Annotated in this window: 12 protein-coding genes; 5 read left to right on the forward strand and 7 right to left on the reverse strand. The window is 69.5% G+C overall.

Features of this window, described 5'->3' with window-relative positions; translation table 11 throughout:
• Position 1: 1 nt before the first annotated feature.
• Positions 2-787, forward strand: coding sequence for an SdrD B-like domain-containing protein (locus HOV77_RS27935; protein WP_290866894.1), 786 nt, complete (start codon positions 2-4; stop codon positions 785-787).
• Here HOV77_RS27935 and HOV77_RS27940 read toward each other — a convergent pair.
• From HOV77_RS27940 to HOV77_RS27950, 3 genes are all read right to left on the reverse strand, one after another.
• Positions 784-1527 carry a hypothetical protein gene (locus tag HOV77_RS27940; RefSeq protein WP_290866897.1) on the reverse strand — a complete coding sequence of 248 codons (744 nt, stop codon included), beginning with the start codon at positions 1525-1527 and terminating at the stop codon, positions 784-786. The two genes, HOV77_RS27935 and HOV77_RS27940, sit on opposite strands and share 4 nt — an antisense overlap.
• Before the next feature lie 175 nt (positions 1528-1702).
• Positions 1703-2095 carry a nuclear transport factor 2 family protein gene (locus HOV77_RS27945; protein ID WP_290866900.1) on the reverse strand — a complete coding sequence of 131 codons (393 nt, stop codon included), beginning with the start codon at positions 2093-2095 and terminating at the stop codon, positions 1703-1705.
• Positions 2049-3482 (reverse strand): peptide ligase PGM1-related protein, encoded by a 1434-nt coding sequence (locus HOV77_RS27950; RefSeq protein ID WP_290866903.1) that lies wholly within the window; start codon positions 3480-3482, stop codon positions 2049-2051. Before HOV77_RS27950 ends, HOV77_RS27945 begins: the two co-directional genes overlap by 47 nt.
• A gap of 220 nt (positions 3483-3702) precedes the next feature.
• On the opposite strand from HOV77_RS27950, the gene HOV77_RS27955 reads away from it, so the two are divergent.
• Both HOV77_RS27955 and HOV77_RS27960 read left to right on the forward strand, forming a co-directional pair.
• A complete protein-coding gene (locus tag HOV77_RS27955) occupies positions 3703-4299 on the forward strand; it encodes a LemA family protein (protein WP_290866906.1) in 597 nt (198 codons plus the stop codon).
• 20 nt (positions 4300-4319) lie between these two features.
• A complete protein-coding gene (locus tag HOV77_RS27960; protein ID WP_290866909.1) occupies positions 4320-6239 on the forward strand; it encodes a M48 family metallopeptidase in 1920 nt (639 codons plus the stop codon).
• Between the two features lie 87 nt (positions 6240-6326).
• Here HOV77_RS27960 and HOV77_RS27965 read toward each other — a convergent pair whose 3' ends face one another.
• Together HOV77_RS27965 and HOV77_RS27970 are read right to left on the reverse strand one after the other, a co-directional pair.
• Positions 6327-7367 carry a hypothetical protein gene (locus tag HOV77_RS27965; RefSeq protein WP_290866912.1) on the reverse strand — a complete coding sequence of 347 codons (1041 nt, stop codon included), beginning with the start codon at positions 7365-7367 and terminating at the stop codon, positions 6327-6329.
• Positions 7368-7812: 445 nt separating this feature from the next.
• The gene (locus tag HOV77_RS27970) at positions 7813-8385 is read right to left on the reverse strand and encodes an AAA family ATPase (RefSeq protein WP_290866915.1); all 573 of its coding nucleotides are present in this window, start codon (positions 8383-8385) and stop codon (positions 7813-7815) included.
• 23 nt (positions 8386-8408) lie between these two features.
• On the opposite strand from HOV77_RS27970, the gene HOV77_RS27975 reads away from it, so the two are divergent.
• Positions 8409-8714, forward strand: a complete 306-nt coding sequence (locus HOV77_RS27975; RefSeq protein WP_290866918.1) for an MTH1187 family thiamine-binding protein — start codon at positions 8409-8411, stop codon at positions 8712-8714.
• On the opposite strand, the gene HOV77_RS27980 is transcribed toward HOV77_RS27975, so the two are convergent.
• Positions 8696-9814 carry a hypothetical protein gene (locus HOV77_RS27980; RefSeq protein WP_290866920.1) on the reverse strand — a complete coding sequence of 373 codons (1119 nt, stop codon included), beginning with the start codon at positions 9812-9814 and terminating at the stop codon, positions 8696-8698. The two genes, HOV77_RS27975 and HOV77_RS27980, sit on opposite strands and share 19 nt — an antisense overlap.
• Before the next feature lie 73 nt (positions 9815-9887).
• Here HOV77_RS27980 and HOV77_RS27985 point away from each other — a divergent pair, with 73 nt between their 5' ends.
• Positions 9888-11999, forward strand: coding sequence for a DEAD/DEAH box helicase (locus HOV77_RS27985; protein WP_290866923.1), 2112 nt, complete (start codon positions 9888-9890; stop codon positions 11997-11999).
• Positions 12000-12084: 85 nt separating this feature from the next.
• Here HOV77_RS27985 and HOV77_RS27990 read toward each other — a convergent pair whose 3' ends face one another.
• Complete coding sequence (locus HOV77_RS27990; protein WP_290866926.1) at positions 12085-12531, reverse strand: carboxymuconolactone decarboxylase family protein; 447 nt, start codon at positions 12529-12531, stop codon at positions 12085-12087.
• Positions 12532-12577 lie beyond the last annotated feature (46 nt).

The following is a 12577-nucleotide window of genomic DNA, read 5'->3' on the forward strand; positions in this document are numbered from 1 at the left end:
CGTGAAACTATTCGCGCTGGTCGCGGCGGCTGTCATCGTCGGCGTGGTGACTCCGGCCACCGCCGGACCCGGCGACGGCGCTGTCGACGTCCTCGTCGTCAAGGACGTGGACTTCGACGGCGTCTACACCCCCGGCGTCGACAAGCCGCAAGGCGACATCCCGATCACCCTGACCGACGCGGCCGGGCGAAGCCTGTCCACCGAGACGGACTCCTTGGGCCACACCGGTTTCGCCCCCGCCTTCGCCGACTTGGCCGGCGGCCGCTATCGGCTGGAGGCGCGACGGCCCGACCCGCCGCTGGTGTACATCCGCCCGGCCGCCGTCAATGGAGCGGAATGGGTGGCCTTCGTGGACGTCCGCGGCGGGCACGACGCGCACGTCGTCCTCGGCGTCGTCGACCCGGACGACCTGCCACCGGGCACCCCGAATCCGGTGCTGATCGGCGGCCGAGTCTGGCTGGACGAGCGCCCCGACGGCGTGCAACAGCCCGATGAGGACCCGGCGGTCGGCGTACGCTGTGAGCTGCGCTCGGGTTATCGGGAGGCGGTCGCCGTCACGACGACGGACGACCAGGGCCAGTACGCCTTCGCCGTGCCGGCCGACACCGCGTACCACGTGGTCTGCAATCCCCCGGCGGGACTGACGCCGACGGTCAAGCGCGCCGGGACGTCGAGGACGATCGACTCCGACGCGGACCAGGACGGGTCGATCGCCGTACGCGGCCACCGCAAAGCCGATAACGACGCCACTTATGATCTCGGACTTGTACCGGCCGTCGCCGGCTAGTTCTGCCCGGGATAGATCGCGACGATCATGACGTTACCGACGTCATCGGTACGCACGCCGTACCCGTCGACGTCGCCGCGCGCCACGTACAGCCAACTCTGCCCCCGAACGGCCTTCTCATACCGTTCCCGGCTCAGCTGGCGATGCAAGTCACCGTACGCGCGCGCCGCGATGTTCGTGCCGAGTTCGCTCGCTCCCCAGAGGAGGGCGAAACGCTGACCCGTCTCGGTCCGGCCGATCGCGATGAACCCGAAGTCGCGCCGGACCACACCTTCGACGACATTGGTCTCCCACCGAGTGCCGTCGTAGTCGACCCGGCGGTTCTCCGGCGAGATGCGCAAATGCGGGAAATTCGTCGCCAGCCATCGCTTCGCGAAGACGGACATCGCCGGGTCGCCTACCATGACGAACGACCCCCGGTTGGGGTGGTGGTCGTTCGGATGCACCAGATACATGTCGGTGTCGGGCTTGGCATCCCGGCAGAGCTGACCGATGCGGGCGATCGCCGCACCTTCGGCGAGGGACATCCGGATCGCGTTGACCGGCGTCCCCTCCGGCCCCGGCAATGTGCTCGCCGGGAAGACGACGGTGATCCGCTTGCCGCTGCCGACGAGGGCTCGCACATGGCCGAGTGCGCGTCGGCGGCGGAAGGTGGCGTACGCCCGCCCGCCGACGAAGCCGGAGACTGTGAAGATGACGGATGCCAGCAGGTTGAGGGCGAGCCCGCCGACGATTTCCACGAGTGTCCTTCCCAGCGCTGACTTCGAATCGGTGCTCGCAGAAGGACGGGCCGACAAGTCGCATATGGACAATCAGCGTGGAGAGCCGCCCCGTGCCAACCGCATCATAAGGCTTGCAGATGTCTCACGGAAGCGCTCTGTCGGAGCCTGCGTACCGATCGTAATCAGCGTCGGATCACAGCGCGGGCGCGTCGAAATACGTGCTGCGCGTGACAATTTGGCCGTTCTCCACCTCGAAGAAGTCGGCGAACGCCTGGGTGACCCGCCGACCGCCTTTGACGCGGCCTTCAAAGGTGCCCGTGACGGCCACTGTGGAGCCGTCGGTCACCACGGTGTGCAATTCGTGCCGACCCGACTCGATCACGCGGATTTGCTCATAGAATGCCAAGACCTGAGAAAGACCTCGCATCGGGGCATAGCCGGGGCGATGGTAGATCACCTCGTCGGCGAACAGTCTCGACATCGCCGCGAAGTCCTTCGCGTCGACCAGCTCGTAGTACCGGCGGACGATCCCGCTGACATCAGGAGTCGTCTCGCAGGAGCTCGCCGACAGCGTTTTGGAACCCAATCCTCGCCTCCTTTGGCGATTCCGCGATGGAACAGAGCCCGAGCTTCCCGGACTGGGCAAGGCTACCCATCTGATGCAGGGTGACGCCGGATCGCCGGGCGCGGTCGTACAGCAGCCCTGCGGCGCTCAAGACCTTGAGGACGGCGGCCGGTGGCCGGCCCACGAGCCGATCCCCCTGAACATTGTCGGAGGCGACGTAGTAGAAATCGGCACCCTGCGCGTCGACCAGGACCCCACGGCGCTGGTCGTACGCCGCACCGGTCAGTAGACGCGCCAGACCGAAGGGATGCGTGGTTCCGCCGAGCCGGAGGTTGATCTCTCCGAAGTAGATCTGTCGCTCGGTGTGCGAGACAAGGAAGTCGATCCCGAAGTGGCCGACGACACCCCGCTCGGCGAGGACGGCCGCGATCCGGCGTGCGTGCTCGACGATCGCGTCCCGGTACGCCGGCCGGGCCGGGAACTCGCAGCCGACGTAGACCTGACTTTCGAGGCCGCCCAGAATCTGGTCGTGTGTCGACACCACCTCCGGCTCCCGGCCGGGCTTGATCAGTAGTTGCACTGAAGGCGAGTCGATCGGGCCCGGCACCATCCGTTCGACCACACCGCCGCGCTCACGCAGCCGACGCGCGTAGTCCTCCCAGGACCTCACACCGTCGGGGAGCGCCGCCCAGAGCCCGGAGGCGATTTTCACGTCGTCGCCGCCCGGCCTTGCGCGCACGATCGCGTTCCCCATGCCGCTGAAGGAATCGTTGAGTTTGAGCACCGCCCGATCCGGCGTCTGCGCGCCGAGCGCCGCGAACGCCTTCTGGACGTCGTCGGCGGTATGCACGTTCTCCACCCCTTCGACGACGGGAACGCCCGCCGCCCGAGCTGCTATCCGGCCGCCGCTCTTGCCACCGAGGTACGCCGTCGCGGAGGCGGTGCCGTAGATGGGGACGCCAAGTCGTGCGCCGAGCTCTTCCTCTTGCGGGGTCACGTTGAACGGAAGCAGATACACCCGGGGGTCGTGGGCTACAAGCTCCCGGATCCCGTCGATCACCTCCGGATGCTGGAGGGTCTTGGTGGTCAGCGGAATCTGCCGGGCGTCGTGCAGCGGCGAAAGCACGAGTCGCCGCCGCGCGTCGGCCGGATCAGGCAGGAAGCGCAGATAGTAATCGAGGATCTCGGGATCGATGTCCGTACTGGACAGGAAGACGAGCCGTACGCCGGGCTCCCGGAGCGTCAGTAACAGGAAGAGCAGCCGCTCTTCGTAGTACTGGATACCGAGGACGTCCTTCAGCTCGTCCGTGGGAAGTGTCAGTGACGGGACGACCACCATCGTTCCGTCGGCCAGGTCGAAGGGACCCCGTCCACCGGCAGCGGCGAGGAAGGCGGCCTGCCGTCGCATCCACTCTTCATTGAGCAAATCTTGGTGCGCCACCTGGAACTCCGAAGACGAAGGAGCCTCACCCGACAGTCACTCAGCGTATTATGCGCCTGCTCGCGTGCCTCGGCGGGGAGCACCGGGCGGCCTCGAGGGCGGTCGCTCGGACGGCGGCACCACGACCAACGACTCAATGCTGATCAGGATGCGCCGCGAACTCGACACCATTGCTTAGGCTGGGCCCATGGAATGGGTTATCGGCATCATCTGCGTGCTTCTGCTGGTCCTGGTCGTCGGCGGGTGGGGAGTCTCCGTCTACAACGGGCTCGTCCGCGCGCGCAACGCGTACAAGAACGCCTTCGCCCAGATCGACGTGCAACTGACCCGGCGGCATGACCTGATCCCCAACCTGGTGGAGACGGCCAAGGGGTACATCAAGCACGAGCGGGAGACCCTCGAAGCCGTCACGGCGGCACGGACCCGGGCTGTCGCGGCGCAGTCCGCCGCCACCGGCAAGCCGGGCGACCCGGCCGCGATGCAGGAGCTGGGCGGGGCCGAGGGCATGCTGACCCAGGCGCTGGGCCGGCTGTTCGCGGTCGCCGAGGCCTATCCGGACCTGAAGGCCAACCAGAACATGATGCAGCTCTCCGAGGAGCTGACGAGCACGGAGAACCGGGTCGCGTTCGCCCGGCAGGCCTACAACGACTCCGTCATGGCCTACAACAACAAGCGTGAGGTCTTCCCGGCCAACCTGGTCGCCGGCATCGGCGGCTTCACCCCGGCCGCCCTGCTGGAGATCGAGGACCCGCAGCAGCGGCAGGCGCCCAAGGTCCAGTTCTGACCTCGCCGCGGACCCCTCGGATGGACTTCTTCGGCCGCCAGCAACAGGTACGCCGCATGTCGGCGCGCCTGGTCGTGCTGTTCGTCGTCGCCGTGATCGGCATCATCGTCACCGTCTCGCTGGCGGTGATCACGGCGTTCGGCGCTTGGGATGAAGACCCCACGACGATCGTCGGCCTGGCCGTCCTCGCCGCGGCCGTCACCGGCCTGTCGATCGGGCTGGCCAGCCTGTTCCGGACGGTGAGCCTGCGCGGCGGCGGCGGGAAGGTCGCCATCGAACTGGGCGGCGTCCTCGTCCCGCAGGACACGACCGATCCCCAGCTCCGGAGGCTGCGCAACGTCGTCGAGGAGATCGCCATCGCGTCCGGCGTACCGGTGCCGCAGGTGTATGTGCTGCCCCAGGAGCAGGGCATCAACGCCTTCGCCGCCGGTTGGTCGCCGACGGACGCGGCCGTCGCGGTCACGCAGGGGTCGCTGGATCGGCTCAACCGCGACGAGCTGCAAGGCGTCATCGCGCACGAGTTCAGCCACGTCCTCAACGGCGACATGCGGCTCAACATCCGGCTGATCGGCCTGCTGTTCGGGATCCTCTTCCTCACCGTCATCGGCCGGGAGCTGTTGCGCTGGGGCTTCTTCGCAGGCAGCGGGAACAACCGATCCAAGGACGGCGAGAAGTCCGGGGGCAATCCGTTGCCGCTGATCGGGCTGGCCATGGTGTTCGCCGGCCTCATCGGCGTCTTCGCCGGACGCCTCATCCAGGCCTCGGTGTCCCGGCAACGGGAGTACCTCGCCGACGCCTCGGCGGTGCAGTTCACCCGGCAGACCTCGGGTATCGCGGGCGCGCTGAAGAAGATCGCCGGGCTGCCCACCGGGTCGCAGATCCGTAACCCGCGTGAGGAAGAAGTCGGGCACATGCTGTTCGGCTCCGGCCGCCGGCTCACCTCGCTGTTCGCGACCCACCCGCCGCTGGCGGATCGGATCAAGGTGCTGGAGCCGGAGTTCGACCCGGCCGAGCTGGACCGCCTGGCCCAGCAGTGGGCGCAGCAGCCGCCGGACGGGCAGCAGGAGGACATCGCGCTCGGGTTCGCCCCACCGGCTCCGGTCGCGCCGAAGACCCCTCCGAAGGCGGCCGTCCAGCCGTCCGTAGTGGTCACCCAGGTCGCCGCGCCGACCAGTGAGTCCTACGAACGGGCCGGAGCGCTGCTCGGCGAGATCCCGGCGGACGTGCTGAGCCGGGCGCGCGATCCGCGTACGGTCGCGCCGTTGACGCTGGGACTCCTGATGGCGGAGGACGCGTCGGCTCGGGACGCCCAGTACCGGACGTTGCAGGAGAAGGTCGGACTCCGGATCGCCGACGCCGCCCTGGCCGAGGCGAACGAGCTGAGTACGCTCGCCCCGGCGCACCGGCTGCCGTTGGCCGAGATCGCCTTCCCGGCGTTGCGTTCGCTGGCGACGGCGGATCAGCAGGCCATCCTCGGCGCGGTGTTCGCCCTCATCCACGCCGACGGCCGGATCACGGTCTTCGAGTACTGCCTGTCCCGGCTGCTGCTCGACCAGCTCCAGGAGTCGATGTCGCCGAAGTCCGGCTGGCGGGAGCCGTCGCGTACGCTCGCGAACACGACCGACGCCGCGCTGATCCTGCTCGCCGTCCTCGCTCAGGCCGGTGCGGTCAGCTCGACGCGGGCGCAGAGCGCGTTCGACGCCGGAGTCGCCGTCCTGCTGCCCGGCAAGCAGGCCGAGTACGTCGCTCCCCCGCGCGGCATCGTCGAACTCGAATCGGTCTGGGCTTCGCTCGACGGCCTCGTCCCGGACGACAAGTCCCGGCTGGTTCAGGCCATCGTCGCGGTGATCGCGTCGGACGGCACGGTCACCGTGGCCGAAGGCGAGTTGCTACGGACAGTGTGCTCACTGCTCCACTGCCCGCTGCCGCCGCTCGGCTGAGTCGGGCTCTGTTGGGGCTGGATCAGGGATCTGGGCCGAATCTCGCCGGGGAGCCTCTTGGGCGAGCCGCCAGGAGTGCAGTCAGCTTCAAGATTCGACCGAGATCCGTGATCCAGCCTCGGCGTTCCGGTATTTGTCGAGCTGTTCGGCGCGCTCGTCGTACGCCAATCGGGTCAACTGCGAGCTGAGTGTCCACATCGTACGTTCCTCGGACAGCCCCTCCGGCAGCCGCAGGCCCAGCGCTTCCGCCAACGGGACGCGGCCGACGTTCACCATCGCGCGTACCGCTGCGGCCCAGTCGTCGGTGGTGACGACGGCGGCCCGATACCAGCCGACCGACAGCAGGAGCAGGGCCGCGACGGAGATCCACAACTGGACGGAGCCGGTCACCGTCCCGCTCAACACCGCACCGACGGCGACGGCCGCCACGATGAGGTGCCCGAAGAGCAGGCTCACGAAGAAGTCCACAGTGGTCCGCGCCTGATCCACCTGCTTGGCCGTACGCTCCGGGACCACCGCGGTCAGCTCGTACCAGAAGACCTGAGAGTCGAGGCGGTAGCGGTCGTAGCCGTACTCCTCCAGCCGCCGGATCGCGTTGCCGAGCCGGGTCGCCACGACTTGGCCGTCGTCGACGGGGAAGCGGCGCAACCGTTCGTGCATCAGTCCACGCTGGACGGACCCACGCCGGGCGTCGGCCGCGACGTGCCGGCCCACCAGCGGGTGGGCTCGCATGGCGGCGAGCGCGGCCGCCCCCGCCTCGTCGAGGGTGCCGTCGGCTTCCGCGTCGGCCAGCCGGGCCGCGTCGAGCCGGTCGGCGAGCAGATGCTTGCGGCGCAACATGCGACGGCGTCCGGCTGCGACGAGCGGGCGTGGCCAGCCGAGGTAGCCCTCGAGTATCCGGAACAACGGCGTCTGGACCGCAGCGAGCAGCAGTCCGCCGAGAATCGCGACGGCCAGCGCCACCAGCCCGGTACGCGTGGCGTCGTCGGCGATGTCACCGAGGCGCGGCAGACCGGCGACCCCCGGCAGCAACCAGACCGCAAGGAGCACGTTGACGGCGGCGGGCAGAATCCAGCCGACCACGAGCCCCCAGCCGCCGCTCAGGACTCCCTTGACGATGTCGCTCACGAGCGACCTCGGAGGCGGCGGAACAACCGCGTGAAGAACGGCTCGTGGTATTCGGTCCGGGGACCGGGAACTGCGATCCGACCACCGTCCGTCATGAACGGTCCGGGTGGCGGCCCACCGGGCGGGCTCATCGACCACGGCTCATCCGTGACGAACGGGCCGGGCGGCGGCCCACCCGGCGGGCTCATCGACCAAGGTTCATCAGTGATGAACGGGCCGGGCGGCGGTCCACCGGGCGCCCTCGGACCCCAGTCGTCGTCGCTGAGGTACGGCCCGGGCGGTGCCGAACCAGGCGGCTGCACCGGTCGCGACCAGTCGCCTTCCGGCGGCCGGAGCTGCGGCGGAACAGGCGATTCATCGGGTGTGGACATACGCGACCTCCCCAGGCCGGGAACGGAAAGCGCCCACATCGTACTGCCGGGAAACGCGGGCCGAAGCCCGCTCGTCAGCGGCCCAGAATTTCCGCGACTTGCTGGGCGAGCGCCGCCCGGTCGCCTCGATTGTCGACCCGTTCGTGCGGCACACCCGGCGCCTGGTCGGGCCGGATCCGGGCCACATACGCCGCGTAGTCCGCGAGCTTGGCTCCGTCCCGCGCGAGTCCCCGGGATTCGATCCGGCCCCGCAGTGTCACCGGATCGGTGTGCACCCAGACGAGGCGTACGCGGGGACCGCCGAGCGCGCCGACCCAGGCGCTCCATCGGCCCGGGTCGTGGATCTGGCCACTGAACGGCCCCGACAGCAGCACCGGGCAGCCGTGCGAGCGCACTTCCCGCGCCGTGGCGGTGAGCCCGGCGTACTCGTGGCTCTTGATGTGCTCGTCGTACCAGGGCCCCTCGCGTTCGCCCTCGGGCCGCCCGTACGCCGCCAGCGTCGCGGCGACGAAATCGCCGTACAGGGTGTCCTTGTCGAGCAGCGCCGGCACCGGATCGAGCCGCTCCAGCAGGAGATCCGCGACCGTCGACTTACCGGCCCCGGGCGGCCCGGCGACCACCCACACGTCCGCCACCTGCGCTTTCACGCCCCGATGATAGCCTCGTGATCATGTCCGTTCTGGTCGCGTTCAGTGTTTCCCCGGTCGGCACCGGCGAGGACGTCGGAGAGATCGTCGCCGAGGCCGTACGCGTCGTCCGCGCGTCCGGTCTGCCGAACCGCACCGATGCCATGTTCACCACGATCGAAGGCGAGACCTGGGACGAGGTGATGGCCGTCGTGAAGGCTGCCACCGAGGCGGTGCACGCCCGCTCTCCGCGTACCGGTCTCGTCCTCAAGCTCGACTGGCGCGACGGCGTGAACGGAGCACTCGACGCGAAGATCGCCACGGTCGATCGCTATTTGGGCGAGGACTGACGCTGAGCCGGGACGGTTCGCGTCAGGCGTACCGCCGTGTCCGCCGAAAGCGGAGGAAGCGCGAGCCGGATCGTGCCGTCGGTCGTGACCACCGTGTTCTGCCGCAGCGCGGACCCGTCGGCCGCCGCGCACCAGGTGGCGGTGTACGCGCCCGGCGTGAAACCACCGAGCGCCACGGAACCCTCCGAAGTGGAGGGAAGCCAGAGCAGCGCGCGGTTCGGCGAGGTGAGCGCGAGGGCGGGGCCGGCCGCGACCGGCGTGAACGACCCGAGGCACTCCCCCGCGAGAAACCTGCTCAGACCGTTGAACCGCAGGTCACCGAGGTGACCGGCGAACCCGGAGAAGATCGTCGCCCACGGCGAGCGGTCGCCTTCGTACACCACCGGCAGGTCACCGAGGCCCGGGCCGATCTCGAAGTCGGCGCCGACGATCGGGTGACCGTAGGGGTCGACCGCGCGAAGCGCCTCTGTCCACTCCAGACTCATCGATGACCAGGCGAACAGTGCCGGGTGCGCGGCCCAGCGCGCGCCCGCGTGCAGCGTCCAGTCGGTCGCGGGCAAGGTCATGATCACCGCAATGCCGCGCTCGACAGCCAGATCGAGCACCTCGTCCAGCAGCCGGGCCGGCTTGCCCGGCGGTTCGGCGGCCAGGCGGGTCACGGTCGCACCCGCCGCGGCCAGCTCCGCGAGACGGCGCGGCGCGTCGGCGAGCGGCCCCAGGTCCGCGCCGAGCGGCAGGAACGGCTCACCAGACTCGTAGCGAAATGCCCTGTCTTGTGGGTGAATCGCCCCGCGGGCCGCCGGATCCGGGTCGACGTCCAGACCGAGCGGCGGACTCAACTCCACTCCGTGACTGGCCACCACCTGCCAGTGACCAGGCAGCGGCGGCGCGAAGCGCACACGCCAGCCGGCCCCGTCGGGAAACGCCGGCACCGCCGTGGTCAGTCCGGCCGGGCCGGTCACGGTCAGGATCGGCTCTTCCTCGCCCATCTGGGGATATGCGTGACGCACTTCCCCGTCAGAGTGACGCACCCCGTCCAGGGTGAACTCGGTCGGCCGGTGCACCGCGGTCTGACCGGGCCCGGTGAGGATCAAGGTCACGGCGCAAACGATTTCATCGATCCACAGCGGCGGGCAACCGCCGTTCGGAGGGTCCGCCTGTAGTGTCTGTGGCGTGGAGCTGCGTGATCAGGCTGAATCGGTCCTGCGTGAGCTGGTCGGCCCCGGCGGCAGCAGCGCGCCGACGTTGCGGGAAGATCAGTGGACGGCGATCGAGGCTCTCGTCGTACGCCGCCGGCGGGTGCTCTGCGTACAGCGCACCGGGTGGGGCAAGTCGGCCGTCTACTTCATCGCCACCGCACTGCTTCGGCGGGCAGGCAGCGGGCCGACCGTCATCGTGTCGCCGCTACTGGCGCTGATGCGTAACCAGGTCGCCGCAGCCGAACGCGCGGGCATCCGGGCGCGTACCATCAACTCCGCCAACCTGGAGGAATGGGACCAGATCACCGACGAGATCCGGGCGGGTGCGGTCGACGTCCTGCTGATCAGCCCGGAACGGCTGAACAACCCCGACTTCCGCGACACCGTCCTGCCGAAGCTCGCCGCCACGGCCGGTCTGCTCGTCATCGACGAGGCACACTGCGTCTCCGACTGGGGCCACGACTTCCGGCCCGACTACCGGCGACTGCGTACGCTGCTCGGCGAGTTGCCCGGCGGGGTTCCCGTGCTGGCGACGACCGCCACGGCGAACGGCCGGGTGTCCGCGGACGTGGCCGAGCAGCTCGGCACGGATGTCCTCGTCCTACGCGGACCGCTCGGCCGGGACTCCCTGCGGCTCTCCGTGCTGTCGTTGCCGTCGGCGGCGCATCGGCTGGGCTGGCTCGCCGACCATCTCGACGGCCTGCCGGGATCGGGCATCATCTACACGCTGACCGTCGCCGGAGCCGGCGAGACCGCCGAGTTCCTCCGCTCTCGCGGGTACGCCGCCGCCGTCTACACCGGACAGGCGGAAGACGGCGAACGCCGTCAGGCCGAGCAGGATCTCCTCGACAACAAGGTGAAGGCGCTCGTCGCGACGTCGGCGCTGGGCATGGGTTTCGACAAGCCCGATCTCGGATTCGTCGTGCACCTGGGCGCGCCCGCCTCGCCGATCGCGTACTACCAGCAGGTCGGCCGGGCGGGACGGGCGGTGGAATCCGCCGACGTCGTGCTCCTGCCCGGCCGGGAGGACACTGCGATCTGGCGATACTTCGCCTCGCTCGCCTTCCCACCCGAGGACCAGGTACGCCGAGTGCTCGACGTCCTCGATCAGGCCGGCCGGCCGCTGTCGACCCAGGCGATCGAACCGCTCGTCGACCTTCGGCGTACGCGGCTGGAGATGATGCTCAAGGTGCTCGACGTCGACGGCGCGGTCCGCCGCGTACGCGGTGGGTGGTGTGCGACCGGCGAACGCTGGACCTACGACACCACCCGGCTCGGGCGCGTCGCCGACGCCCGGGAGTCCGAACAACGCGCCATGCTCGCGTACGCCTCCACTTCGGACTGCCGGATGCATTTCCTGCGGCAGCAGCTGGACGATCCCGAGTCGACGCCGTGTGGCCGCTGCGACACGTGTGCCGGGGACTTCCTGCCGTCGGCGGTCAGCGACGAGGCGCTGGCGGCGGCGACGGCGTACCTGCATCGTCCGGGTGTGACGATCGAACCGCGCCGTCAGTGGCCGACCGGGCTGTCCGCCGTCGGGCTCGACCTGTCCGGCCGGGTGCCGCCCGACGAGCAGGCGTCGGCGGGGCGGGCCATCGGGCGGCTGTCCGACCTGGGTTGGGGGCCTCGACTGCGGTCGCTCCTGGAAGCCGGGGACGGACCGGTGCCGGACGACGTCCTGAAAGCGCTCGTGGAGGTGCTCAAAGACTGGGCCAAGGGCGACGATCCCTGGCCGGTACGCCCAGCCGGCGTGGTCGGCATCGGCTCGCGCCGACGCCCCCAGCTCGTGACGTCGGCGGCCACCCGGATCGCCGAGATCGGCCGGCTGCCGCTGCTCGGACTGACCACCCCGCTCGGGCCGTTGTCGCCGAAGGCGGGCGGCAACAGCGCGCAGCGGCTGCGTCTCGTCCACGGCACGATCGAGATCGGCGCGGACCTCGCTTCCGCGCTGTCCACAGTCGATGGTCCGATTCTGCTGGTCGACGACGTCGTCGACAGCGGCTGGACCGCGACGCTCGTGGCCCGGGAACTGCGTCAGGCCGGAGCGGCGGCGGTGTATCCGCTCGCCCTCGCCCTCAACTCCTGACCCGGCGAGCCGGATCACGGATCTGGGTCGAATCTTGAGCGGAATATGACCGAGATCCGTGATCCAGCACCGAGAAGAGCGGGAGTCACCAGGTCTGGGAGCCCGCGGGCTGCCGAGTCGTCACGTTGACCCGGTTGTAGAAATTGGTGGTGGCGACCCACAGCACCAGCGCGGCGAGCTGCTGCTCGTCGTAGTGCTTCGCAGCCGCCTCCCACACGTCGTCCGGCACGGCGTCGGCCCGGTCGGCGAGGCGCGTCATCGACTCGCTCAGCGCCAGGGCGGCCCGTTCGGCGTCGGTGAAGTAGGGCATCTCGCGCCAGGCGGCGACCGCGTGGAGGCGCTCATCGGTCTCGCCGGCCTTCTTGGCGGTCTTCACGCCGTAATCGACGCAGAATCCGCAGCCGTTGATCTGGCTGGCCCGCAGGTGCACCAGCTCCAGCACGGCACCGGGTACGCCGGTGGCCTGAACCGACTGGCTCAACGCGTACACGGCCTTCAGTGCGCCGGGGACGACGGAGACGGGGTTGGTCATCCGAGCCTGCATTGTTCTTCTCCTTCACATTGGTTCGTCGTTGGTC

This window comes from Hamadaea sp. (genome assembly GCF_013362815.1).
GTDB lineage: Bacteria > Actinomycetota > Actinomycetes > Mycobacteriales > Micromonosporaceae > Hamadaea.